The following is a 22,135-nucleotide window of genomic DNA, read 5'->3' as shown; positions in this document are numbered from 1 at the left end:
CAGCCGTAGTCGCCCTCAGCGGGCATTGCCCGCCCAGGTCCAGGCGTACCCGCTGTCCTCGACCGTCAGGGCGGCGTCGCACAGGTCCAGCGGTCGGAAGGTGTCGACCATCACGGCGAGTTCGTCGAAGTGCTCGGCACCGAGTGAGCGTTCGACGGCCCCGGGTTGCGGCCCGTGGGTGCAGCCGGCCGGGTGCAGCGAGATGGAGCCCTGTTCGATGCCGGAGCCGCGCCGCGCCTCGTAGTTGCCGCCGGTGTAGAACAGCATCTCGTCGGAGTCGACGTTGTGGTGGTTGTACGGCACCGGGATGGCCTGCGGGTGGTAGTCGACCTTGCGGGGCACGAACGAGCAGATCACGAAGTTCGGGCCGGCGAAGGTCTGGTGCACCGGTGGCGGCTGGTGCAGCCGGCCGGTGATCGGCTCGAAGTCGTGGATGCTCAACGCCCACGGGTAGAGGTGGCCGTCCCAGCCGACCACGTCGAACGGGTGGTGGGCGTACACGTGCCGGGTCCAGCCCTGCCGGTGCCGCACGTACACCTCGACGTCGGTGCCGTCGATCAGCAGCGGCTGGCCGGGTCCACGGATGTCCCGCTCACAGTACGGCGAGTGTTCCAGGAACTGGCCGCGCTGCGACAGGTACCGCTTGGGTGCTCCGATGTGGCCGGTCGCCTCGATGGTGAGCAGTCGCAGCGGTACGTCGTCGACGGGCACGATCCGGTGCACCACCGAGGTCGGGATGACCACGTAGTCGCCGGAGGTGACGCCGAGCACCCCGAAGCTGGTCTCCACCCGGGCGGCGCCGGACTCGACGTACAGGCATTCGTCGCCGGTCGCGTTGCGGTACAGCGGGGACGGCTGGTCGGCGACGACGTAGCTGATCCGTACGTCGTCGTTGGCGAGCAGCGGCGCTCGGCCGAGGACGGCGTCGGTGTGTCCGGAGTCGAGCTTGTGGGTACGCAGGTGCCGTGGCGTGAGCGGGTGGTTCGGCAGCCGTCGGGTCGGTGGTGGTGCGTAGGTCTCGGCGGCGACGATCGCGGTGGGCAGGTGCCGGTGGTAGAGCAGGGACGAGTCGGCGGAGAAGCCTTCCTGGCCCATCAGCTCCTCGGCGTACAGGCTGCCGTCGGGTTGGCGGAACTGGGTGTGGCGCTTGCGGGGGATCTCGCCAACGCTGCGGTAGTAGGGCATCATTACCCTCCGTATCTCCCCGTTGACCGGCCGGTAGCGTCCGATAATCGGACGCTGTTGTCCGTTAATCGTAGAATCCACTAGGTTCAGAGGCGTGTCAATGCAGGTACCCAGGATCTTCGCCGGCCTCGTCGACGACGCGGCGGTCTTTCCGCCCGGCAGCGCCGACCTGCCCGACGCGATCACCGCGCACCGTGACCACCGCACCGCCTGGTACGCCGACCTGGTCGGCCCGTTCCTGCTGCCCGCCTCCGGGATCGACGCGGCCCGGCGGCTGCTCGGCAGCCTGCTCGGCCCCGGCGAGGAGCTGGAGATCGGCCTGATCGGCGACACCGGCCTCGCCGTCCTGCCCGCCGCCGTCGACGCACTGCCCGCCGACCGGCTGCGGCTGCGCCAGGTCGAGGTCGCCGTTGCCAAACGCGGCGAGGACCCGCAACCCGGCCTCCGGACGCTGCTGACGGCCCTCGCCGGCTGGCCCAAGATCAGTGGGTACGCGGAGGTGCCGCTGACCTGGGGGCTGCTCGCCGCCCTGGACACCCTCGCCGAGGCGCGGGCCGGCGGCGTCGACGTGGCCGCGAAGTTCCGCACCGGCGGGCTGGCCGCCGAGCTGTTCCCCACCCCGGTCGAGCTGGCCGCCGTGATCTGCGCCTGCCGGGACCGGGCGTTGCCGTTCAAACTGACCGCCGGGCTGCACCACGCCATCCGGGACACCGACCCGGAGACCGGCTTCACCCACCACGGCTTCCTCAACGTCCTCGCCGCCACGATCACCGCCGCCGAGGGCGCCGAGGTGGCCGAGGTCGCCGAACTGCTCGCCACCACCGACGCGGCCCGGCTGATCGAACCGGCCCGTACGCGCCGGAGCGCCGACCGGCCGCTGTGGGTAGGTTTCGGGTCCTGCAGCATCACCGACCCGCTGACCGACCTGGTCCGGCTGGGGCTGATCAACGGAGGATTCGCGTGACGACCTGCTGGGTGCCCGGTGCCGACGGTTCACCGTACGGGGTGCAGACCCTGCCGTACGGTGCCTTCCGCCATAGCGGCGGGGCCGGCTCGCCGGGTGAGCCCGGCGGCAGCTCGCGTGCCGGCGGGCAGCGGCTCGGCGTACGGATCGCCGATTTCGTGCTCGACCTGCGCGGCGCGGAGGATGCCGACCTGATCCTCGCCGGCGGCGCCCTGTGTCAGCCGACCCTCGACGAATTCCTGGCCCTCGGCCGGGCACAGTGGACCACCGTCCGGCGGCGGATCGTCGAGCTGCTCACCGAGTCGGAGCACCGGGCGGCGGTCGAGCCGCTGCTGGTCCCGCTGGCGCAGGTCGACCTGGTCATGCCGTTCACCGTCGGCGACTACGTCGACTTCTACTCCTCCGAGCAGCACGCCAGCAACGTCGGGCAGATCTTCCGCCCCGGCCAGCCGCTGCTCACCCCGAACTGGCGGCACCTGCCGATCGGCTACCACGGCCGGGCCGGCACGGTCGTCGTCTCCGGTACGCCGATCGTGCGCCCCTGCGGGCAGCGGCGCAGCTCCGCCGGCCCGGTCTTCGGCCCGTCGGGTCGGCTCGACATCGAAGCCGAGGTGGGTTTCGTCGTCGGGGTGCCGACCCGGCTCGGCGACCGGGTGCCGACGGGCCGGTTCGCCGACCACGTCTTCGGCGTCACCCTGGTCAACGACTGGTCGGCCCGGGACATCCAGGCCTGGGAGTACCAGCCGCTGGGTCCGTTCCTCGGCAAGTCGTTCGCCACCTCGGTCAGCCCGTGGATCGTGCCGCTGGAGGCCCTCGACCATGCCTGGGTGCCTGCCCCCGAGCAGGACCCGCCGGTGCTGGACTATCTCGTTGAGTCGGCGCGCCTCGGTCTGGATCTCTCGATCGTCGTCGAGTGGAACGGCACCAAGGTCAGCGCCCCGCCGTTCGCCGGCATGTACTGGACGCCGGCGCAGCAGTTGGCCCACCTGACCGTCAACGGCGCGGCGCTGCGCACCGGTGATCTCTACGCCTCCGGCACCGTCTCCGGGGCCCGGCGTGACCAGGTCGGCTCGTTCCTGGAGCTGACCTGGGGCGGCACCGAGCCGATCAAGCTGGACGACGGCTCCGAGCGCACCTTCCTCGAAGACGGTGACACCGTCGTCATCACCGCCACCGCCCCCGGCCCGGCCGGCGCAACCATCGGCCTAGGCGAGGTCACCGGCACCGTCCTGCCCGCCTCCTGACCGGCCGGCGACTAGGTAGATCGTTTAGTAGACGATATGTAGACCAGTGGGTAGACTACCTCCATGGCGACAACGACGATCAGGGTCAGCGCTGTCACCCGCGACCGGCTGATGCGGACCCGCGCACAGGAGTTCGGAGACGCGTCGATCGACGATGTCATCACGCGGCTCCTCGACGAACATGCCGACCACGCGTTGAAGGCGAGAATGCGGGCGGACGCAGAGCACGCGCGCGGCAACGTCGACGACCTCGCGGAGGTTCGCCGGGTCCAGGCAGAGTTGGACGAGCTCAGTGCGTGGTGACGTCTACCGGCTCCGCGCTCCCCGTGACGCGATCGGTCACGAACAACAAGGCCGCCGGTACGCCGTGGTGGTGCAGTCCGACGAACTGCACCTGTCGACGACGGTGGTTGCTCCGACCTCTACGTCGGCACACCCGTATGTCTTCCGTCCTGAGGTGACTGTGCGTGGTGAGTCGACCCGGCTCATGCTGGACCAACTGCGTGCCGTCGACACCGAGAAAGCCATTGGCGAGCGTGTCGGACGACTGAGCCCCGCCGAGATGGTGGAGGTCAATCGGCTGCTACGAGCCGTACTCGACATTCTCTGACCGGACGAACCCCCCACCCCCCCCATGATCGCGACGATCTTGCGCTTATCGAGAAGATTTGTCCACTTTGTCGCACGATAACCGCAAGATCGCGGCGATCATGGGGAGGGGTGTGCTGAGTCGTCGTCGTCGCGGGCCGGTGGGGTGAGGCCGGCGTACTGCAGGACGGCCCGGATCTGGCGGGCGGCGGCCTGGTCGCGCCGGTCCAGCACCGCGAGCGCCTCCAGGAACAGATCGCAGTACGTACGCCCGCAGTGTCGACAGCCGCCCATCCGGTCCGGCATGTGCCGCTGCGCCATCCGCTTGGCGAGCTGCGCCACCGTCACCGGGTTGTCGGGTGGCGCCGGGGCAACGCCTCGCGCGCCGACCAGGTGGAAGCGGGGGTCGGCGTCGACATCGGTGTCACCCGGCACCCGTTTCGGCAGTGGCGGCCGGTCGGGAGCGGGTCGTTCGTTGATCAGCTTCGCCGGTAGCGGCGGCCTGGTGAATCGGTCCGGCTTGTCATTACGGTACGGCATGATCCCTCGCATTGGCGTGTTGTCGGTCGTGGTGGAAATTGCAAGTCAACTGCCGTTGCTGATCTGCATATCATGGCCGTCCGGTGGCCGTGGGTAGGTCATCGCCCCGCACTCGGGGCACCACCGGCTCTTGACCTTGAAACTGAGCAGGCCGGCGAGGAAGCCGACCAGTGCGGCGCTGGCCATCGCGATCGCGAAACCGACGTCGGACATCTTCCACCTCCCATAACGGTGGTGAGCTGGGAAAAGTTCGGGCGGCGTGGCGGCCGGACGGCTCGGGGGTGCCGTGCCGGCCGCCACGCCTGATTGGGGAGAAACGTCCCTGGCCGTTCGGATGGTTTGCCGCCCACCGATCGGTCAGGTCGTATTCGTCGACGAAAGGTCCGCGCCGATTTGCGGCGCTTCGGTCTCGTTCCCGAACGAAGACGAGTCTGTCGGCCAATCCGCGCCACCGCAACACTGTCGGGGCCCTGTGATAGAGATATGGCCAGCCAGTTGTATAGACCTCGGTCGACCAGAAGTTGACCTGCCAGACGTGCATGATCAGCCCGGGTGTGATCAATTCCAGGAGGTGGCACCAATGTCCTCGGCCCTGTTGAACTCGTCGGTCCCGCGACGCCAGCTCGGTCGGGAGCTGCGTCGGCTGCGGGAGCGGCTGGCCCGGGTCCCGCAGACCACGGCGGCCCGCGAGCTGGACTGGTCGGCGACCAAGCTGCTGCGGATGGAGCGGGGCGAGGTGCCGATCCGCGCCGAGGACGTGGTGCTGCTCTGCGAGCTGTATGGCGCGGACCTGCCGACCATCGAGGCGCTGGCCGCGTTGGCTCCGAAGACGAAGGAGAAGGGCTGGTGGCACGACTACGCCAGCATCCCGTCCTGGTTCGAGCTGTTCATCGGCCTGGAGGAGGCCGCCGCCCACCTCCGCGAGTACCACACCGGCCTCGTCTCCGGCGTGCTGCAGACCCGGGAGTACGCGACGGCGATCTTCGCCCGCAGCCCGCTGCGCCTGTCGCCGGAGATCATCGAGCAGCGGGTGGCGGTGCGGCTGCAGCGCGCCAAGCTGCTCACCCGGATGGAGCCGATCCTGCCCCGGTTCGACATCGTGCTCAACGAGGCGGTGATTCGTTGCCCGGTCGGCTCCGGAGCGGTCATGGCGGCTCAGCTGCGCCGGCTGGCCGAGGCGAGCGAGCTGCCGAACGTCTCGATCCGGCTGATCCCGTTCAGCGCCGGCATCCATGGTGGATCGTTCACCGGCGGCTTCACCATGCTCGACTTCCCGGCCGAGCTGGAGCCGACCACCGTCTACGTCGAGGGCCTCACTGGTGCCCTCTTCCTGGACCGCCCGGACGAGGCCGAGCGCTATACGATTGCCTTCGATGACCTGACCGCCGCCGCGCTGGGCCAGGCCGCGACACGTGACCTCCTCGCCCGGACCGCAAAGGAGTACGAGTCATGATCGACCTGTCCACCGCCACCTGGCGCAAGAGCAGCCGCTCCAACGACCAGGGCCAGTGCGTCGAGGTGGCCGACGCCACCTGGCGCAAGAGCAGCCGATCCAACGACCAGGGCCACTGCGTCGAGGTGGCCGACGGGCTCGGCGGCGTGGTCGGCGTACGGGACTCGAAGGACCCGAGCGGCCCGGTGCTGGTGGTCGCCCCGGCCAGCTGGTCCGCCTTCATCACCGCTACCAAGGGCGGCACCCTCACAGCCTGACCGCTCGCCCCCGGCGACGGCCCGCACGATGTGAGGCTGGGATACCCAACGAGCTTGCCGTTGGGTATCCCAGCCTCACACAGGTGTTGCTGTCGCGGGCGTCAGACGGCTGAGCCGAACCCGGCGACGTCCTTGGGGTCGGGGCCGAAGCGGTTCGGGCCGGCCGTGCCGTTCTGCACGTAGAACACCAGCAGGACGATCCAGCCGATGATCGGGATCAGCCCGATCAGGATCCACCAGCCGGACCGGTCGGTGTCGTGCAGCCGGCGTACGGCGACCGCCAACGACGGCAGCAACAGCGCCAGGCTGACGATCACGCCGATGACGCCGTTGGTGGAGTCCTCGAAGTTGGTGCCCAGGGCGGTGTCCAGGACCGAGGTCACGATGCTGACCAGGAGCGAGAAGAGGGCGAACCACCAGTACTCGGAGCGGCGGGCCCGCCCGCTGAACCCGACGTACTGGGTGAGCACAGAACGAACTGCGGCGGTGAAGTTCATGACGCCTCCAGCATCTCAAGCGGGGCGGTGCGTGACACTCAGGGTAGGAGACTGTCGCAACTGGATCTTGCCTGCCTGAGTGCACAACGCCCCGGAGAGGTCGCCGTTCCTGCGGACGGCGTTCAGGTGCCGGGGTTACCGACCTGGCGGGCGGTGGCGGCGGCAGCGGTCAGCGACTCGTCGACGACGCCGGCCTGTTGCCGTACCGCCGCCAAGGTCTCCTTGACGGTGCCGAGCGTGCCGAGCAGCCGGCCCGGGTCGCCGCCGGCCAACACCCGGGCCACCAACGTCGCCACCTCGTCGGCCTTGGCGGCGGCTGCGCCGATGCCGTCCTGGACGGCGCGCAGCTTGTCGCCGGCCCGGCCCAGCGTGGCCAGCACCTCCGCCGGTGAAGCCTTCCTCGGCACCGGCACCACCGTGGCCGCCGCCTCGTCGAGGGTGCCGGTGACCCCGGCCAGACCCGCCTGCAGTTCCTTCAGCGCGTTGCGTACCTGGATCATGCCGGCCACGATGCCGCTGAAGCCGCCGGCGGCGGCCTGGCCGGCGACCCGCTCGGCCTCGTGCTGGGCCGACGCGGCGGCCGTCCGGGCCTGTTCGATGCCCGCCCGCATCGCCCGCAGGTCCCTGTCGACGCCATCTACCGGTGCTGCCGCCATCGTCGAACTCCTCACCCCGTTTGACCTGCTGTTTTACATGGTGCGGGGTGGTCGGTGGAAAAGCCGGCAGACTAGCCGTCGGTCGCGGTCGTGTCCGCCGTCTGGCCCTGGTACCAGGCGAGCTTCTCGTCGAGGCGGGCCCGCCAGCGGTGCAACTGGTCGATCTGCTGCTCGACCGCATCCGCATGCTCCCGGAGCAGCGCGATCCGCTCCGGGACGGTCTGTGGGTCGCGGCAGAGCTCGCCGTAGCGGCGGAGCCGTTCGATCGGCATCCCGGTGTCCCGCAGACAGCGCAGGAAGTCGAGCATGCCCAGGTCGTCGTCGCTGTAGACGCGGCGTCCGCCGGAGTTGCGGGCGACCGGCGACAGGATCCCTTCCCGCTCGTAGTAGCGCAGAGTGTGGATCGAGAAGCCGGACCGGGCCGCCGCCTCGGCGGGTGAGTAGGCCGTCATACCGCTGACAGTACCGCTTGACCTAGAGCGCGCTCCAGGTCGCAAGGTGGACGCATGACGTACGAGAACTCCCCGACTACCACCACCACTGTCCCGAGCACGCCGGCACCGGCCTCGCCGCTGGTCCTGGGCGCGATGATGTTCGGCACCCGGATCGACGAGGAGACCTCGTTCGCCCTGCTCGACCGGTTCGTCGAGCGGGGCGGCGAGTGGATCGACACCGCTGACTGCTACGCCTTCTGGGCCAGTCAGGACGGCCGGGGTGGCGACAGCGAACGGGTCGTCGGGCGGTGGCTCGCCGCCCGGCCCGGCGTACGGCAGCGGGTGCGCATCGCGACCAAGGTCGGTGCCGAGCCGCTGTGGGCCGGCTCGTGGCCGCGCGTGCGGGCCGGGCTCAGTCGCCACGCCGTCGCCGACGCCTTCGCCGGCAGCCTGGACCGGCTGGGCGTCGACAGCGTCGACCTGCTCTGGCTGCACCAGGAGGACCGGGCCGCCCCGATCGAGGAGACCGTCGACGCGGTCGCCGCACTGGTCGCCTCCGGTGCCGTACGCCGGGTCGGCGCGTCCAACCACCCGGCGTGGCGGGTCGAACGGGCCCGTGCCCACGCCGCCGCCACCGGTACCCGGCCGATCGACGCCCTGCAGCTGAACGCCACCTATCTGCGGGCCCGCCCCGGCACGCTGCCCGAGGGAGTGGTCCATCCGTTCGGCCTGCTCAGCGACGAGCAGCGGGACATCGCCGAGGCGTACCGGATGGAGGTGTGGGCGTACACCCCGCTGCTGTCCGGTGCCTACGACGACCCGGCCAAGCCGATCCCGCCGGTGTACGACCACCCGGGCAGCGCACGGCGGCTCGCGGCACTCGACGACGTCGCCCGGACCACCGGCGCGTCCCGTGGCCAGGTGGTGCTGGCCTGGCTGGTGGCGCAGGGCATCCGCCCGATCCTGGGCGGCAGCAAGCCGTACCAGTTGGACGCGGCGCTCGACGGCGTCTCACTGGACCTCACCGACGAGCATCTCGCCCGGCTGAATGTGGCCGGCTGACGGTCGCCGACTAACGGTCAGCCGGGCCGTGCTCCTCGGATGAACTGGTCGACGGCCGTCTCCAGGATCCCGTCGAGCAGTTCGGTGGGGACCAGGTTGCCGTTGATCAGAGCGGCGATGCCCTGCAACGTCGCGAGCAGCACGACGCCCACCCGTTGCGGGTCGCCCGGGGCCAGGTGGCCCTGCGTCTGCCCTTCCTCGATGAGGTCCTGCATCAGCCCGATCGGCGCGGCGGCGGCTTCGACGAGCTGATCGGCGCCGGTCTGGTGCTTGGCGGCGAACATCAGCTCCAGCAGTGCGGCGTCCTCGGTGGCGAACCGGAGGTAGGCGGCCGCCATGGCCTGCAGTCGCGGCCTGAACTGCTTCCCGGCGGCGTCGATCGCCGCGCGGAGTTCGGTGCCCAGCCGGGCGAATCCGGCCTCGGCCAGTGCGTCCAGCAACGCCTGCCGGTCGGCGAAGTGCCGCCGCGGGGCGGCGTGGCTGACGCCGGCCTCGCGGGCCAGCTCGCGCAGCGAGAGCTGGCCCGCGCCGTGCTGGCGCAGGCTGCGTTCGGCGGCGGCGAGCAGCGTCGTCCGCAGGTTTCCGTGGTGGTACGCGGGCACAGCCCACCCTAACCCAATGTTGTCGTTGACGACATTGTTGTCGCTGACTACATTGTTTTCCATGACAACATTCACCGCTGCCCGGATCCCCGACCAGGCCGGCCGGACCATCGTCGTCACCGGGGGCAACAGCGGCATCGGTCGCGCCGCCGCCCGCGCACTCGCCGCCCGGGATGCCCGGGTCGTGCTCGCCGTCCGCGACCCCGCCAGAGGTCGTGACGCCGCCGCGACAATGACCGGCGACGTGGTCGTGCGCCGGCTCGACCTCGCCGACCTCGCCTCGGTCCGCACCTTCGCCGAGAAGTTCACCGAGCCGGTCGACGTGCTGATCAACAACGCCGGGGTGATGATCCCGCCGCTGGGCCGCACGGCCGACGGATTCGAGCTGCAGCTCGGCATCAACCACCTGGGGCACTTCGCGCTCACCAACCTGCTGCTGCCCCGGATCCGCCAGCGGGTGGTCACCATCTCGTCGGGCGGCCACCACGCTGGCAAAATCGACTTCGACGACCTCAACTGGCACCGCCGCCGCTACCGGGCCTTCCCGGCGTACGCCCAGTCGAAGCTGGCGAACCTGCTGTTCACCGCGGAGCTGCACCGTCGCCTGACCGAGGTGGGCTCGCCGGTGCTGGCCACCGCCGCGCACCCCGGCATGGCGGCCACCAACCTTCTCGGGCACCAACGCCGCCCACTGCAGCGGTTGCGTACGGTGTTGTTCAAGGCGCTCGGGCAGAGCGACGACGGCGGCGCGCTGCCCACGCTCTACGCGGCGGTGGCGGACGTCCCCGGCGGCAGCTACGCCGGACCGGGTGGCCTTGGGGAGATCCGTGGCGCGCCCAAACTCGTCGGCCGATCGTCGGCCGCCCGCGACGAAGCGCTGGCCCGCCGACTCTGGACAGCTTCCGAGGAACTGACCGGCGTGGCCTTCCCGCTCGCCACGACACCGGCCTGACCCGGCAGCCATGATGTCCTAGTGCAGATCTACTTTGATTTTGATGGTGATCAAGGCCGGGTATCGGTGGAGGTCGTGCCGAACGACGATCCGGTAGCTGTCGGCAAGAGTGAACGAGAGTTGGGGATGCCGGTCTGCACGGCGTCTGTCGAATTCAGTGCCCGTGGCTACCGGTCGATGCTGGGTTGGGTGCAGCTGGTCAGTGAGCCAAGTACGGCAGACCGGTTCGAGATCGACCCGTTCGACCTGTTCGCCGACTCCACCGCACCATTCGCCTGGTACGGGTTTCGGCCGGTGCTCTTCGACGCACCCTCCCGCTGGCGCGCTGGCGCTGTGCAGTGGCGGGCACACAGCTTCCTCACCATTGGTCCGTGGGACCTCGACCGGCGTCTTGTCGTCCCGCTCGTAGGGTTCGCCTGGGGTTACGAACAGGATCCGCAGGACCGGTTACGTCTATTGCAACTGCGGTTGCTCGGGCCGGCTGACTGGGATAGTCACCGCCCGTACATGATCGAGAAGTACCCGGCTTGGAAGTTCAGCGACGGAAACCCACTGGCAGAACAACGCTGACGCGTGCGGGTCGCGGCTGGCCGGTCGGCAACGGCGAGGCCGCGCTCGGCGAGCACGGTGGTCAGGCAGACAGCCGTCAGCCCGACCCCGTGCGGCAGCAAGCTGTACCAGTTGGAAGCGGCGCTCGACGGCGTCACTCTTGCCCTCACCGACGAGCACCTCGCCCGCCTGGCCGTCGCCGGCTGACAATGCTGACAGGTTCCTGACGGTTGGCCGGAATTCTGGCTCGCATGAGCAGATATCGACAGATGCGTCCGGCGAGCCGGCTGGCCGAACCGTTGCTGGCCGCGCTCGCCGTGACGGCGATCGGGCTGTCGGCCGGGTGCGGCGGCGGTGACGGGAACACGAGCGCTACCGGTGCCCGAGGGTCGGCTGGTGACACCGGCGACAGTGGTGTCGCCTCGATCGTGGGCAGCGCTGGGCCGGACGCCTCGCCATCGCCGCAGGCCGAGCGTCCGTTGATCCGCCCCGACACGTCCGCTGAGGAACAGGAGCGGCTGATGAACCTCTGGCTGCAGTGCTTCGAGGACAACGGGGTGTCGGAAATGGAGCGGAAGACGAGAGCGGACACCCCGCAGGTGCGGCAGGTCGCCGAGGACTGCGCTCCGCTGGAACCCGAACGGCTGTGGCAGCGTTCCCTGCGCCTCGACCCCGAGTACCCGGACAAGCTTCTAGCGTGGGCGGAATGTCTGCAGGACCGGGGGATCGACGCCTTCGTCGATGGAGACTTCCTGTCACTAGCTGATGGACTACCAGCCGGCACCGAGATCGAGGACTGCGAAGCAGAGGTGTTCAGCGGTAGCTGACCGGATCGCAGTGCCGGGCCGGGAGGCGTACGGTGACGTGCGTGCCCCGGCCCGGCTCGCTGGCCACGGTGATGTCGCCGCCGTGTGCGCGGGCCAACTGCCGGGCGATCGGCAGACCCAGCCCGCTGCCGCCGGTGCGCCGGCTGCGCGAGGCGTCGGCCCGCCAGAACCGGTCGAACAACTTCGGCAGATCGTCGGCAGCGATCCCGATTCCGGTGTCGACCACCTCGATGGTCAGCCAGTCGTCGCGTACCGCGCAGTCGACGGTGACCGAACCCCCGGCCGGGGTGTGCCGGACAGCGTTGCCCACCAGGTTGCCGACGAGTTGCCGCAGCCGTACCGCGTCGAGGACGACCTGCGGATCGCCGTGCACCGTCCCGGTCAGGGTGACCCCGGCGGTGGCAGCGGCCCCCTGATTGGCCTCGACGACCTGGGTGAGGACGTCGCCGACGAAGGTCGGCTCCGGATGCAGGGTGAAGGTGCCGGCATCAGCGGCGGCCAGATCCCGCAGGTCGTCGATGACGTGCTGCAACAGGGTGGCTTCCTCGGTCAGCAGGGTGAGGGTGCGTGGATCCACCGGTGCCAGCCCGTCCTGGGCGGCCTCCAACCAGGCCCGGATGTTCGTCAACGGGGTACGCAGCTCGTGCGCGACGTCGCTGACCATTGCCCGACGCTGCTGTTCCAGCTGGTCCCGCCGCTGCGCCAGATCGTTGAGGGCGGTGGCGAGGTAGCCGATCTCGTCGCGGGTGGTGACCGGCACCCGGCGCTGCCGGTCGACCGGCGCACGGGCCGCCTCGGTGAGCGCCCGCAACGGCCGGACCAGGCGCATCCCGACTCCGACGGTGACCGCGACGGTGAGCAGCAGGACCAGGCCGGCGACGCCGGCGATCCGCAGCAGATTCCCGGTGGACAGGTTGACGGTCGGCGACCCGGCGTCGGTGGCCGTCGCGTCGGTGACGTACAGCAGCACCGGCGGTGCCGCGTACGCCCGGAGCTGGTTGCGTAGGCTCGTCTCGGCGCAGGCGCGGGCGTCGGCCTCGGACGGCGCACCCGGGGAGGCCCGCAGGACCCGGAGGTCCAGTGTCGGAGTGACAGCCAGATCGATGTTCGCCGAGTCGGGCCCGAGACAGGCCTCGGTGAGTTCGAGCAGCTCGGCCAGGGGTGCGACCTCGCTGCGTGCCGGCTCGCGCAGCAGCGCCGGCTCCGGGCAGGCCAGCGGCCGGCCACGGTCGATGCCGGCGTCGAGGATCGTCACCGTCGCCCGGCCGCCCGGCAGCTCGACGACTTCGGCGGCGAGCCCCGCCCCGTCGACCAGGCAGCTCCGGTGGTCCTCGGCCGCCCTGCGGATGCCGGCGCGTTCGTCGTCGCTCAGCCGGTACGGCCCGACGACCCGGGTGTCGATGCTGGACTCCTGGCGGCTGGCGGCGAGCGCCGGGTCGAGGTCGAGCGGGTCGACGATCGCTGACGGGCGGGCGTCGCGCAGCGCCGGCCCGGGTGCCGACTCGACGACCGGGTCGCGGGTCACCGGGTCGAGCAGCACGATCCGCCGGTCGGTGCGGGCCGCCAACTCGTCGACGGTCGGCGCGACGGCCGACCAGTCGCGGTGCTCGACCGCGTACGTGATCAACGTGTCGTAGATGCTGACGTCGTCGGCGAGGGACCGGCCCTGCTCCTGTTCGATCGCCCGGGTCGTCGACTCCACGGTCAGCCAGGCGGTGGCGACGACCGCGCAGACCGTCACGAGCACCGACGCGGTGAGCAGCCGCAGCACCAGACTGTGCCGCAGCGGCACCCGGGCACCCCCGGTGGCCGCCGACCCGGTGCCGGTCGGCTCAGCCATTGGTGGGGTCGCGGAGTTTGTAGCCGATGCCGTACACCGTCACCAGGTACGTCGGCCGGCGTACGTCCGGTTCGATCTTGCGGCGCAGGTTGACCATGTGGGTGTCGATGGCCCGCTCGGTCGAGTCCCGGTCCACGCCCCGGGTGTGCTCCAGCAGTTGCGCCCGGGTGAAGGCACGCTCCGGCTGTTGCGCCATGGCGGCCAGGAGGGCGAACTCTCCCGGGGTGCAGACCACCGGCCGCCCGTCGAGGGTGACCTCGCGGCGGGCCGGGTCGACGGCGAGCGCACCGACCCGCCGTACCCCGTCGATCGTGGTCGGCAGCCGGTCGACCCGGCGCAGCAGCGTCCGGACCCGGGCCACCAGCTCACGCGGCGAGTACGGCTTGGTCAGGTAGTCGTCGGCGCCCAGGTCCAGCCCGCGCAGCATGTCGTCCTCGTCGGCGCGGGCGGTGAGCATCAGTACCAGCACGTCGGATTCGCGGCGCAGGATCCGGCAGACGTTCAGCCCGTCCAGGCCGGGCATCATCACGTCGAGCACCAGCAGGTGCGGGCGTAGCCGACGGGCCTGGTCGAGAGCGGCGCGGCCGTCGTGGACCACGGTGGTGCGGTGGCCCTCGGACTCGAGGTAGCGGCGCAGCACCTCGGCCTGCCGCCGGTCGTCTTCGGCGATCAGCACGTGGGCAACCACCGCCGAACCATACTGTGTCGTGAGGCCGGGACAGGGGTGGGAAATCGCACCGTGGCGGCCTGACAGGATCCTCACAATCGCCGCTGACGCTGGCCGGCATGGTGCTCTCCCTGCGGGTCGCGGGCCGTCGTTGGCGGCGGGCCCTGACGTACGGACTGCTCGTCGTGATGCTGGTGGCCGGGTTGGTGGCGGCATCGACCATGGTCGGCTGGGGCTGGCCGGGCCGGGGTGCGACCGCCGACGCGGCCACGGACCCGGTCTGGGTGGCGACCACCGAGGTCGTCCGGATGGACATCTCGGACAGTCGGGAGCTGGACGGCACTCTCGGCTACGGGGCGGCCCGGCCGGTGCGGGGCGCCGACGGGGTGCTGACCTGGCTGCCCGAGCAGGGCTCTATTGTCGAGCGTGGCCAACAACTGTACCGGGTGGACGATCAACCGGTCCTGCTGTTCTATGGCGGTACGCCGTTGTTCCGTACCCTCGACACGCCGAACCTGGTCGGCCGGGACGTCCGGGTGGTCGCCGACAATCTGGTGGCGCTGGGCTACGACATCGGTTGGCAGCCGCCGGTCGGCACGACCGTCGCGATGCCGGAGCAGACCGCGGACACCAGTCAGGACGCGAATCCGGCACGGTCACCGGACCCGGAACAGTCACCGGACCCGGAACAGTCGGCGCAATCCGCTCGGCAGCCGACCGCGGCCGGCGGCGCGGTCACCGTCCGTACCGGCGACGCCGTCCTCACCGCGGACCTGATCGCGGCGATCCGGCGCTGGCAGCGTGACCGCGACGCGCCGGACACCGGCACGCTGCGGCCCGGCGAGATCGCCGTACTACCGGGGAAGGTCCGGGTCGACGCGGTCGCCGCGCTGGCCGGCGACAGCGCCGCGTCGGACATCATGTCGGTCACCCCGACAGACAAGATCATTACGGTACGGGTGGGAGCCGGCGAGGCGAACGGGATGCTGCCCGACGCGCCGGTGACGATCACCCTGCCCGACGGCGCGACCGTCCCCGGCCGGATCACCGCAGTCGGCACCGTCGTCACCGACCCCGAAGGCCAGCCGGGGCAGGAGCCGCAACTGAACCTCAGTGTCGTGCCCGACGACCCGGCGGCGGTCGCCGCGCTGGAATCCGCGCCGGTCCGGGTGCAGTTCAGCACCGAGGTACGCGAGCAGGTCCTCGCCGTACCGGTCGGCGCGCTGCTGGCCCTCGCCGAGGGCGGGTACGCGGTCCAGTTCACCGACGGCACCCTGACCGCCGTGGAGACCGGGCTGTTCACCCGGGGCATGGTCGAGGTGACCGGGACCGGCCTCGACGAGGGCATGACGGTGGTGACGACCTCGTGAGCGTCCCGGTGCTGTCGGTCGTCGGGGCCGGGATGAGCTACCCCGGCGGGGTGGCCGCGCTGACCGACGTCGACCTCGACATCCACGCCGGTGAGCTGGTCGCCATCGTCGGCCCGTCCGGTTCCGGCAAGTCCACTCTGCTCAACATCATGGGTACGTTGGACCGCCCGACCACCGGCACGGTCCGGCTCGGCGGCCACGACGTGACCAGCCTGTCCGACCGGCAACTGTCGGCGTTGCGCGGGCGCTGGCTCGGCTTCGTCTTCCAGCAGTTCCACCTCAGCGACGGGCTCACCGCCGCCGAGAACGTCGCCACCGGGCTGCTGTACGCCGGTGTGCCGCGCCGCCGACGCCGGCACCTGGCCACCGAGGCGCTCGCCCGGGTCGGGCTCGCCCACCGGGTCGGTCACCTGCCCCGACAGTTGTCCGGCGGGGAACGGCAGCGGGTGGCGATCGCCCGCGCGCTGGTGAACGACCCGGCGCTGGTGCTGGCCGACGAGCCGACCGGCGCGCTGGACACCGTCACCGGTGGTGCCGTACTCGACCTGCTCACCGCGCTCAACGCCGACGGCACCACGATCGCGGTGATCACCCATGACCGGGACATCGCGGCGCGGCTGCCGCGCCGGGTGGAGATCCGCGACGGCCGCCTGGTCAGCGACGTCCGCCAGCAGCCGGTGGGGGCGGCATGAGCCCGATGGATGCTCCTCGGCGGGCGCCGCTGGAACTGCCCCGGCCGGTGCGGCTCGCTCCGCTGGACCTGCTGCGGCTCGGCCTGGTCGGCATCCGCACCCGCCGGTTGCGGGCGACGCTGTCGGCACTGGGCATCTCGATCGGCATCGCCACGATGATCGTGGTCACCGGAATTCCGGCGGCCAGCGAACGGGCCCTGCTGGCCGAGCTGTCGGCCCTCGGGGTGAACCTGCTGCAGGCGACGGCCCGTGCCGGCGACGACGGGATCACCCGGCTGCCAGTCGAGTCGCCCGCGATGGTGGCCCGGATCGGCCCGGTGACCGCGACCAGTGCGGTCGCCAACACCAACACGGTGATCCGCCGGTCCGACTGGGTCGACCCGCGCGACGGCTCCGGGCTGACCGTGCTGGCCAGTGCACCGAGCCTGCCGGAGACGCTCGACGCGCGGCTGCGGACCGGCCGCTACCTCGACGCCGCCACCGAACGCCTGCCGACGGTGGTGCTCGGCTCGGTGGCCGCGACCCGGCTGGGCATCGTCGACCTGGGGCGGCCGGACTCGCCGACGCAGGTACGCATCGACGACGAGTGGTTCACCGTGATCGGCATCCTGGAGCCGCTGCCGCTGGCACCCGAGATCGACCGCGCGGCGTTGGTCGGCTGGCCGGCCGCCGAGGCGAAGTTGGGCTTCGGCGGGCATCCGACGGTGATCTACCTGCGGGCGCACGAGCCGTCGATCGAGGCGGTCCGGGCGGTGCTGCCGGCGACCATCGACCCGCAGCGGCCCAGCACGGTGCAGGTGACCCGGCCGTCGGACGCGCTGGCCGCCAAACGCGCCACCGAGAGCAGCTTCGCGTCGCTGTTCCTGGCCCTGGCCGGGGTGGCGCTGCTGGTCGGTGGGATCGGGGTGGCGAACACGATGGTGATCTCGGTGTTGGAACGTCGCGCGGAGATCGGGCTGCGCCGGGCGCTCGGCGCGAGCCGGGGGCAGATCCGGGCGCAGTTCCTCACCGAGTCGGTGGCCATGTCGCTGCTCGGCGGCCTCGCCGGTACGGTGCTCGGCCTGCTCGCCACCGCCGGCTACGCCCTGGTCAACGACTGGCCGGTGGTGGTGCCGCCGGGGGCGACCCTCGCCGGGCTGGGCGGGGCGCTGCTGGTCGGTGTCGTCGCGGGCGGCTATCCGGCGTTCCAGGCGGCCCGGCTGCCGCCGACCCGGGCGCTGAGCGCACCCTGACCGGCGGTCTGCCTTGGCTGGCGGTCTGTCTTGGCTGGCATGAGGAGCGCCGGGCGGAGGACAGGTAATGCGCCGGGCCGGTATTCCTCTGAGGAATAATTATTCCTCAGAGGAATACCGGCTGAAGCCTTACCTGCCGGTGTCGAGGTGACAGTGGGTGACGTCGTGGGACGCTGGCGGTGGACGGCGAGGACGGTGAGCCAGGCGGCCGTCTGCGCGACGAAGACCGGCACCGAGAAGACGTCGTGCAGCGCGCCGACCGCTCGGCAACATTGACAGGAGATCCTGTCTTGACAGAATCTCCTGTCAATGGCAGGTTGGTGACCGTGCAGGACATCGAAGTCATCGAGGATCCGCAGGTGGCGGTCGCCGCGCTGGAGCCGACCCGGTCGCGGCTGTTGGCCGCGCTCGCCGCCCCGGCCAGCGCAACCGAGCTGGCCGGGCGCACCGGGCTCACCCGCCAGCGGGCCAACTACCACCTGAAGGCACTGGAGCAGCACGGCCTGGTCCAGCCGGCCGGGGAGCGGCGGCACGGCGGCCTCACCGAGCGGCTGCTGGTCGCCAGCGCCGCCGCGTACCTGGTGTCACCGGCGGCGCTCGGCGACGCCGCCGGTGACCCGGCACGCACCGCCGACCGGGGGTCGGCCCGCTACCTGATCGCGCTCGCCGCCCGTACGGTCCGCGAGCTGACCCGGCTGCTGCGCCGCGCGGACGCCACCGGCGCGCCGGTCGTCACCTTCTCGCTGGACAGCGAGGTGCGGCTGGCGGCGTCCGCGCAGGCCCGCGCCGCGTTCGCCGACGACCTGACCGCCGCCGTCGCCGCCGTGATCCGCCGGCACCACCTGCCGGCCGACGCCCCCGGCGACGACTACCGCCTGATCGTCACCACCCATCCGAGGGAGAGCGTCAATGACTGACCCTGTCGAGGTGTCCGCCGAGGTCGTCGGCACCCCGGAGGAGCTGTGGCCGCTGCTGACCACCGGCCCCGGCATCTCCACCTGGTTCATGCCGGCCGAGGTCGACGCCGTCGCCGGGACCGTCCGGCACCGGTTCGGCCCCGGCGACGACGAGGTCTCCGACGGGGCGATCGTCGCGCACGAGGCACCGCACCGCTTCGCCTACGTGGAGGAGTGGGTGCCCAGCGAGGGCGCCGCGCCGGTCGCCTCGACCACCGAGTTCCTGATCGAGGCGGTCTCCGGCGGCACCAGCCTGGTCCGGATCGTCTCCGCCGGCTTCGGCACCGCCGGCCCCGACGCGCAACGTCAGGCCGAGTCGACCGCCGCCGGCTGGACCCAGGCGCTGCGGGTGCTCACCCTCTACCGGGCACACTTCCCCGGCCGGCCGAGCGCGTCGCTGCGCGCCTGGGGACACTCGACCCGACCGATCGTCGAAGTCTGGCAGGCCCTGACCGGCGACCTCGGGCTGACCGGCGCGGCCGTCGGCGAGCGGGTCCGGGTCGGCGGCGACGCACCACCGCTGGCCGGGCAGGTGGCCGCGCTCGCCGGCACCGGAATGACCCTGCTGCTGGACGAACCGGCCGACGGCGTCGCCAGCGTCACCGCCGCCGACTTCGGCACCAGCCGGGGCATGGTCGTCGACATCTTCTGGTACGGCGAGCACGCCGCCGACGCCGTCGCCGCGTACGGGCCGGCCTGGGAGAAGTGGATGTCGACCCGCTGACTCGTTGACCCGCTGAGCCGTCGTCCGGCTCCGTGGCCCCGACCGGGCTGTCCGGTTCGGTAGGGTGCGGAGGGAGGTGCCTGGATGGCCGAGCCGGCGAGCAACACCCAACACCCAGCGGGCGCAGCGGACCCCTCGGCGGGCGCAGCGGACCCTTCGACGGAGTCGGCCGGTGAGGGGCCCCGCCCCGGGTGGCGATCCCGCCCCAGGTGGCAGTTGATCACCGCAGGGGTGCTGGCCGGTCTGGTGGTGCTCGGTGCCGCCACGGTCGTCGCCTGGCGGGTGCTCGCCCCAGCCGAGGTCGTCACCCCGTCGGGCTACCAGCCGTCGCCGCCGACCGCCGAGCCCGGCCCGGTGGCCCGGCTCTCCGCCGCACCGTTGCTGGTCGACGGTCGGTTCCGGGTCTACGCCACCACCCGCCAGGTGCGCGCCGACGGCCCGATCGACATGCGGACCCAGGTCACCCCGGCCTGGTCGTTCCGGCGTTGGCCGGAGCAGGTGACCGGGGTCGTCGCCACCGGCACGACGGTGGTCAGCCGCTGGTCCGACGGCGAACTGGTGGCGATCGACGCGGTCAGCGGCGAGGTCGCCTGGCGGGCGGCCGGACCGCAACCCAACGACACCGGGTACGCCGGCCGGCGTACCGGGGCGCAGACCGTCTACGCCCCGGCGGGCCTGCACACCGTGGTCAGCGGGGCGGACGGTCGAGTGATCGTGCTGGTGCAGGGCGGCTCCCAGCTGGTCGGTCTCGACGCTGCGACCGGCCGCCGCCTGTGGCAGACCACGCTGCCCGGCCAGGGTGACGCCTGCCGGGACGCCGGCTTCAGCACCACGGGCGGCCAGTTCGCCCTGGTCAACAGCTGCGCCGCGCCACCGGTGGTGGAGTTCTACGAGGTGGCCGACGGGAAGTTGACGTCGACCTGGCAGCCGGAGGGTGCCGGGCCGGGCCTGGCGGTGGAACCGCTGGGCTGCACGGTCGCCCGCTCGCGGTGCGCGGCGCTGCGGACCACCGGTGCCGGCGAGTCCCGGGGCTGGCTGGTCGACGGCCCGGAGCCGGAGCCGGCAGCGGCGCTCGATCCGGTGGACGCGATGCTGGTCGACGGCATGGCGGTCCAGTTGGCCGCCGACGCCAGCGATCCGGCGGTGGTCGCGCAGGCGGTCCGCACCGGTGAGCAGGCGTGGCGGTGGCCGCTGCCGACGGCGGTCGCGCCCGGCCCGGACACCACCGGGGACCGGCTGCTCGCCGTGCAGCCGGGCCGCGTACACCTGTTGACCGCCGCCCGCGAGCTGGTAACCCTCGACGCGACCACCGGTGCCGAGCTGTCCCGCTTCGTGCTCATCATGCCGAGTGAGCGGATGACCGACTGGGCGCCGGGCTACGTGTACACCCAGGACGGTTTCGTGGCCGTCGAACGACTCCGGCTGCCGGTCGACCCGGACGCCGACGACGGCCGTTACTACTGGATCCAGGAGACGGTCATCGTCGCCGGCACCTGACCGGCGCGGTCTGCCGCCCGGCGGGACGACACCCCGGCCGGACGACAGCCGGACAACCACCTGCCGGTGCCGTCAGGCCGTCCGGTCCCGGCGGCGGTAGGCGACAAACGCCGAGCGCGCCGAAGGCGAGCAGCGCGACCAGCACGCTGATCCCCACCGCCGTCGTCGGGCTCACGATCGCGAACGACTCGACCAGCGCCGGGCCGAAGACGACCGTCGCGGTCGTCTCCCGCTCGACCTTTCCACTGGTCAGCGCGAGCTTGGCGGTCCAGCGGCCGTCCGGCACGACCGCCTCCAGCGGCAGTTCGATCATCCGGTCGTCGCCGACGGCGAGGGTGGTGATCTCCACTGGGAACGGGCCGGCGGACAGGCCGCCGGGCCCACCGGTCAGCGTCAGCTCACCGCGCAGATCGAGCGCCCGCTGCCCGGTGTTGCGGACCCGTACGCCGATCACCGGGTGTCCGTCCTTCGTGCGCTGCGCGGTCAGGTCGCCGAGCGTGAAGTCCGACGGCGGTTCGCCGCCGTCCCCGATCGACAGGTAGACCCGGATGCCGCTGCGGGCGACGTTGTGGACGTTGGCGTTCGGGTCGGGCCGGTCACCGGCTTCGGCCCAGATCACCCCGTAGTGCTCGCCGCTGGTGGCGTCATCGGGAACGGTGATCCGGGCCAGCACCCGGGTGCGGTGCTCCGGGTCGAGGCGTACCTCGGTCTCGTCGAGCGTGATCCACTCGGTCAGTTCGTTGTCCGCACGGCCGTCACCGAAGAGGAAGCCGCCCTTGTCGACGACCGCTGCCCCCGGATACAGGGCGATCTCCCGGGTGCCCGCCGAGAAGTTGGTGACCTCGAAACGCCGTTCGATGACGTCACCGGGGTTGAGATGGTCCACGATGTAGATGTGGGCCCGGTAGTCGTCGCGGCGTTCCAGCGGTGCGTCGAGCAGCCGGATGCCGAGGCTGGTCGCACCGGCGTCCGGAGCCGGTGCGGCGGACGCGGGCACCCCGGTGCCGACCAGCAGCGGCACCAGGGCTAGCGCGGCGATTCGACTACGCAACGGAGTGGGTCACCGTGCCCGAGTAGAGACCTGCGACCGCTGCGGGTGGAATGGCGATGGACAGTGTCGGGTTCCAGGTCGCCGTGTTCACGCCGGAGCCGGAGGTCTTGGAGAACGCGGTGCGGGGCAGGTTGAGCGAGACCGCGTCGGCCGAGGTGGGCTGGCCGGGGACGAAGGTGCCATCGCCGGTGGTCGACACCGCCGGGCCGGACCAGTAGTCGACCAGGTTCGGCAGGATCGTCTCCTCGGCGCTGGCGGCGCCGGTGGTGAAGGCGGTGGAGACGACAGAGGCGGTC

General features: G+C 71.5%; 28 protein-coding genes. 18 read left to right on the top strand and 10 right to left on the bottom strand.

Features of this window, described 5'->3' with window-relative positions; genetic code table 11:
- Positions 1-15: 15 nt before the first annotated feature.
- Entirely contained in the window at positions 16-1,185 is a 1,170-nt protein-coding gene (locus O7608_RS01485) for a homogentisate 1,2-dioxygenase (protein ID WP_289208288.1), read from the bottom strand.
- A 94-nt stretch (positions 1,186-1,279) separates the two neighbouring features.
- On the opposite strand from O7608_RS01485, the gene O7608_RS01480 reads away from it, so the two are divergent.
- The 4 genes from O7608_RS01480 (at position 1,280) to O7608_RS01465 (ending at position 4,003) form a co-directional block, all read left to right on the top strand.
- The gene (locus O7608_RS01480) at positions 1,280-2,149 is read left to right on the top strand and encodes a hypothetical protein (RefSeq protein ID WP_289208287.1); all 870 of its coding nucleotides are present in this window, start codon (positions 1,280-1,282) and stop codon (positions 2,147-2,149) included.
- A complete protein-coding gene (gene fahA, locus O7608_RS01475) occupies positions 2,146-3,393 on the top strand; it encodes a fumarylacetoacetase (protein ID WP_289208286.1) in 1,248 nt (415 codons plus the stop codon). Before O7608_RS01480 ends, fahA begins: the two co-directional genes overlap by 4 nt.
- A 63-nt stretch (positions 3,394-3,456) precedes the next feature.
- Positions 3,457-3,696 carry a hypothetical protein gene (locus tag O7608_RS01470; protein ID WP_289208285.1) on the top strand — a complete coding sequence of 80 codons (240 nt, stop codon included), beginning with the start codon at positions 3,457-3,459 and terminating at the stop codon, positions 3,694-3,696.
- On the top strand, positions 3,686-4,003 hold the full coding sequence (locus tag O7608_RS01465; protein ID WP_282225174.1) for a type II toxin-antitoxin system PemK/MazF family toxin: 318 nt from the start codon (positions 3,686-3,688) through the stop codon (positions 4,001-4,003). The genes O7608_RS01470 and O7608_RS01465 overlap by 11 nt, the downstream gene beginning before the upstream one ends.
- Before the next feature lie 98 nt (positions 4,004-4,101).
- On the opposite strand, the gene O7608_RS01460 is transcribed toward O7608_RS01465, so the two are convergent.
- Both O7608_RS01460 and O7608_RS01455 read right to left on the bottom strand, forming a co-directional pair.
- Positions 4,102-4,521, bottom strand: a complete 420-nt coding sequence (locus tag O7608_RS01460) for a hypothetical protein (RefSeq protein WP_289208284.1) — start codon at positions 4,519-4,521, stop codon at positions 4,102-4,104.
- Between the two features lie 45 nt (positions 4,522-4,566).
- A complete protein-coding gene (locus O7608_RS01455) occupies positions 4,567-4,734 on the bottom strand; it encodes a hypothetical protein (RefSeq protein ID WP_289208283.1) in 168 nt (55 codons plus the stop codon).
- Positions 4,735-5,101: 367 nt separating this feature from the next.
- On the opposite strand from O7608_RS01455, the gene O7608_RS01450 reads away from it, so the two are divergent.
- Both O7608_RS01450 and O7608_RS01445 read left to right on the top strand, forming a co-directional pair.
- Entirely contained in the window at positions 5,102-5,974 is an 873-nt protein-coding gene (locus O7608_RS01450; RefSeq protein WP_289208282.1) for a helix-turn-helix domain-containing protein, read from the top strand.
- Positions 5,971-6,231: a DUF397 domain-containing protein gene (locus O7608_RS01445; RefSeq protein WP_289208281.1), complete on the top strand. Its 261-nt coding sequence runs from the start codon at positions 5,971-5,973 to the stop codon at positions 6,229-6,231. The genes O7608_RS01450 and O7608_RS01445 overlap by 4 nt, the downstream gene beginning before the upstream one ends.
- A gap of 101 nt (positions 6,232-6,332) precedes the next feature.
- Here the strand turns inward: O7608_RS01445 and O7608_RS01440 are convergent, their stop codons facing one another.
- From O7608_RS01440 to O7608_RS01430, 3 genes are all read right to left on the bottom strand, one after another.
- On the bottom strand, positions 6,333-6,728 hold the full coding sequence (locus tag O7608_RS01440; protein WP_289208280.1) for a DUF805 domain-containing protein: 396 nt from the start codon (positions 6,726-6,728) through the stop codon (positions 6,333-6,335).
- A 122-nt stretch (positions 6,729-6,850) separates the two neighbouring features.
- Positions 6,851-7,384: a DUF6244 family protein gene (locus O7608_RS01435; RefSeq protein WP_289208279.1), complete on the bottom strand. Its 534-nt coding sequence runs from the start codon at positions 7,382-7,384 to the stop codon at positions 6,851-6,853.
- Positions 7,385-7,455: 71 nt separating this feature from the next.
- Positions 7,456-7,836, bottom strand: a complete 381-nt coding sequence (locus O7608_RS01430) for a MerR family transcriptional regulator (RefSeq protein WP_289208278.1) — start codon at positions 7,834-7,836, stop codon at positions 7,456-7,458.
- Between the two features lie 54 nt (positions 7,837-7,890).
- On the opposite strand from O7608_RS01430, the gene O7608_RS01425 reads away from it, so the two are divergent.
- Positions 7,891-8,880 carry an aldo/keto reductase gene (locus O7608_RS01425; protein ID WP_289208277.1) on the top strand — a complete coding sequence of 330 codons (990 nt, stop codon included), beginning with the start codon at positions 7,891-7,893 and terminating at the stop codon, positions 8,878-8,880.
- A gap of 17 nt (positions 8,881-8,897) precedes the next feature.
- Here O7608_RS01425 and O7608_RS01420 read toward each other — a convergent pair whose 3' ends face one another.
- On the bottom strand, positions 8,898-9,482 hold the full coding sequence (locus tag O7608_RS01420; protein WP_289208276.1) for a TetR/AcrR family transcriptional regulator: 585 nt from the start codon (positions 9,480-9,482) through the stop codon (positions 8,898-8,900).
- A 61-nt stretch (positions 9,483-9,543) separates the two neighbouring features.
- Here O7608_RS01420 and O7608_RS01415 point away from each other — a divergent pair, with 61 nt between their 5' ends.
- From O7608_RS01415 to O7608_RS01400, 4 genes are read left to right on the top strand one after another with little or no spacing between them, the layout of a single operon-like run.
- The gene (locus O7608_RS01415) at positions 9,544-10,434 is read left to right on the top strand and encodes an oxidoreductase (RefSeq protein ID WP_289208275.1); all 891 of its coding nucleotides are present in this window, start codon (positions 9,544-9,546) and stop codon (positions 10,432-10,434) included.
- Between the two features lie 21 nt (positions 10,435-10,455).
- Positions 10,456-11,004 (top strand): hypothetical protein, encoded by a 549-nt coding sequence (locus tag O7608_RS01410; protein ID WP_289208274.1) that lies wholly within the window; start codon positions 10,456-10,458, stop codon positions 11,002-11,004.
- A 57-nt stretch (positions 11,005-11,061) separates the two neighbouring features.
- Positions 11,062-11,190, top strand: coding sequence for a hypothetical protein (locus O7608_RS01405; protein ID WP_289208273.1), 129 nt, complete (start codon positions 11,062-11,064; stop codon positions 11,188-11,190).
- 44 nt (positions 11,191-11,234) lie between these two features.
- Complete coding sequence (locus tag O7608_RS01400; protein ID WP_289208272.1) at positions 11,235-11,810, top strand: hypothetical protein; 576 nt, start codon at positions 11,235-11,237, stop codon at positions 11,808-11,810.
- Here the strand turns inward: O7608_RS01400 and O7608_RS01395 are convergent.
- Both O7608_RS01395 and O7608_RS01390 read right to left on the bottom strand, forming a co-directional pair.
- Positions 11,797-13,650, bottom strand: a complete 1,854-nt coding sequence (locus tag O7608_RS01395) for a sensor histidine kinase (protein ID WP_289208271.1) — start codon at positions 13,648-13,650, stop codon at positions 11,797-11,799. The two genes, O7608_RS01400 and O7608_RS01395, sit on opposite strands and share 14 nt — an antisense overlap.
- Positions 13,643-14,338, bottom strand: coding sequence for a response regulator transcription factor (locus O7608_RS01390; protein WP_289208270.1), 696 nt, complete (start codon positions 14,336-14,338; stop codon positions 13,643-13,645). Before O7608_RS01390 ends, O7608_RS01395 begins: the two co-directional genes overlap by 8 nt.
- A 98-nt stretch (positions 14,339-14,436) precedes the next feature.
- On the opposite strand from O7608_RS01390, the gene O7608_RS01385 reads away from it, so the two are divergent.
- From O7608_RS01385 to O7608_RS01360, 6 genes are all read left to right on the top strand, one after another.
- On the top strand, positions 14,437-15,687 hold the full coding sequence (locus tag O7608_RS01385; RefSeq protein WP_289208269.1) for an efflux RND transporter periplasmic adaptor subunit: 1,251 nt from the start codon (positions 14,437-14,439) through the stop codon (positions 15,685-15,687).
- On the top strand, positions 15,684-16,379 hold the full coding sequence (locus tag O7608_RS01380; RefSeq protein WP_502959163.1) for an ABC transporter ATP-binding protein: 696 nt from the start codon (positions 15,684-15,686) through the stop codon (positions 16,377-16,379). Before O7608_RS01385 ends, O7608_RS01380 begins: the two co-directional genes overlap by 4 nt.
- Positions 16,376-17,611, top strand: a complete 1,236-nt coding sequence (locus O7608_RS01375) for an ABC transporter permease (RefSeq protein WP_353850484.1) — start codon at positions 16,376-16,378, stop codon at positions 17,609-17,611. The genes O7608_RS01380 and O7608_RS01375 overlap by 4 nt, the downstream gene beginning before the upstream one ends.
- A 326-nt stretch (positions 17,612-17,937) precedes the next feature.
- Positions 17,938-18,528, top strand: coding sequence for a helix-turn-helix domain-containing protein (locus tag O7608_RS01370; protein ID WP_289208268.1), 591 nt, complete (start codon positions 17,938-17,940; stop codon positions 18,526-18,528).
- Positions 18,521-19,291 (top strand): SRPBCC family protein, encoded by a 771-nt coding sequence (locus tag O7608_RS01365; protein WP_289208267.1) that lies wholly within the window; start codon positions 18,521-18,523, stop codon positions 19,289-19,291. Before O7608_RS01370 ends, O7608_RS01365 begins: the two co-directional genes overlap by 8 nt.
- Before the next feature lie 216 nt (positions 19,292-19,507).
- Entirely contained in the window at positions 19,508-20,788 is a 1,281-nt protein-coding gene (locus tag O7608_RS01360; protein ID WP_289208266.1) for an outer membrane protein assembly factor BamB family protein, read from the top strand.
- On the opposite strand, the gene O7608_RS01355 is transcribed toward O7608_RS01360, so the two are convergent.
- Positions 20,769-21,839 carry a hypothetical protein gene (locus O7608_RS01355; RefSeq protein WP_289208265.1) on the bottom strand — a complete coding sequence of 357 codons (1,071 nt, stop codon included), beginning with the start codon at positions 21,837-21,839 and terminating at the stop codon, positions 20,769-20,771. The genes O7608_RS01360 and O7608_RS01355 overlap by 20 nt on opposite strands.
- Before the next feature lie 56 nt (positions 21,840-21,895).
- On the opposite strand from O7608_RS01355, the gene O7608_RS01350 reads away from it, so the two are divergent.
- Positions 21,896-22,057: a hypothetical protein gene (locus O7608_RS01350; RefSeq protein ID WP_289208264.1), complete on the top strand. Its 162-nt coding sequence runs from the start codon at positions 21,896-21,898 to the stop codon at positions 22,055-22,057.
- The last annotated feature ends 78 nt before the right edge of the window (positions 22,058-22,135 follow it).

The sequence above is a fragment of the Solwaraspora sp. WMMA2056 genome (genome assembly GCF_030345095.1).
Taxonomy (GTDB): Bacteria; Actinomycetota; Actinomycetes; order Mycobacteriales; family Micromonosporaceae; genus Micromonospora_E.
Note: the sequence above shows the minus strand (reverse complement) of the source record. Positions and strands in the feature narration are given on the sequence as shown.

Excerpts from the sequence above, each read along its gene's own strand:
- O7608_RS01425 (WP_289208277.1), top strand. The coding sequence starts at position 7,891 with ATGACGTACGAGAACTCCCCGACTACCACCACCACTGTCCCGAGCACG.
- O7608_RS01470 (WP_289208285.1), top strand. The coding sequence starts at position 3,457 with ATGGCGACAACGACGATCAGGGTCAGCGCTGTCACCCGCGACCGGCTG.
- O7608_RS01435 (WP_289208279.1), bottom strand. The coding sequence starts at position 7,384 with ATGGCGGCAGCACCGGTAGATGGCGTCGACAGGGACCTGCGGGCGATG.
- O7608_RS01375 (WP_353850484.1), top strand. The coding sequence starts at position 16,376 with ATGAGCCCGATGGATGCTCCTCGGCGGGCGCCGCTGGAACTGCCCCGG.
- O7608_RS01450 (WP_289208282.1), top strand. The coding sequence starts at position 5,102 with ATGTCCTCGGCCCTGTTGAACTCGTCGGTCCCGCGACGCCAGCTCGGT.
- O7608_RS01415 (WP_289208275.1), top strand. The coding sequence starts at position 9,544 with ATGACAACATTCACCGCTGCCCGGATCCCCGACCAGGCCGGCCGGACC.
- O7608_RS01395 (WP_289208271.1), bottom strand. The coding sequence starts at position 13,650 with ATGGCTGAGCCGACCGGCACCGGGTCGGCGGCCACCGGGGGTGCCCGG.
- O7608_RS01350 (WP_289208264.1), top strand. The coding sequence starts at position 21,896 with ATGGACAGTGTCGGGTTCCAGGTCGCCGTGTTCACGCCGGAGCCGGAG.
- O7608_RS01455 (WP_289208283.1), bottom strand. The coding sequence starts at position 4,734 with ATGTCCGACGTCGGTTTCGCGATCGCGATGGCCAGCGCCGCACTGGTC.
- O7608_RS01400 (WP_289208272.1), top strand. The coding sequence starts at position 11,235 with ATGAGCAGATATCGACAGATGCGTCCGGCGAGCCGGCTGGCCGAACCG.
- O7608_RS01365 (WP_289208267.1), top strand. The coding sequence starts at position 18,521 with ATGACTGACCCTGTCGAGGTGTCCGCCGAGGTCGTCGGCACCCCGGAG.
- O7608_RS01440 (WP_289208280.1), bottom strand. The coding sequence starts at position 6,728 with ATGAACTTCACCGCCGCAGTTCGTTCTGTGCTCACCCAGTACGTCGGG.
- O7608_RS01460 (WP_289208284.1), bottom strand. The coding sequence starts at position 4,521 with ATGCCGTACCGTAATGACAAGCCGGACCGATTCACCAGGCCGCCGCTA.
- O7608_RS01485 (WP_289208288.1), bottom strand. The coding sequence starts at position 1,185 with ATGCCCTACTACCGCAGCGTTGGCGAGATCCCCCGCAAGCGCCACACC.
- O7608_RS01385 (WP_289208269.1), top strand. The coding sequence starts at position 14,437 with ATGGTGCTCTCCCTGCGGGTCGCGGGCCGTCGTTGGCGGCGGGCCCTG.
- O7608_RS01445 (WP_289208281.1), top strand. The coding sequence starts at position 5,971 with ATGATCGACCTGTCCACCGCCACCTGGCGCAAGAGCAGCCGCTCCAAC.
- O7608_RS01430 (WP_289208278.1), bottom strand. The coding sequence starts at position 7,836 with ATGACGGCCTACTCACCCGCCGAGGCGGCGGCCCGGTCCGGCTTCTCG.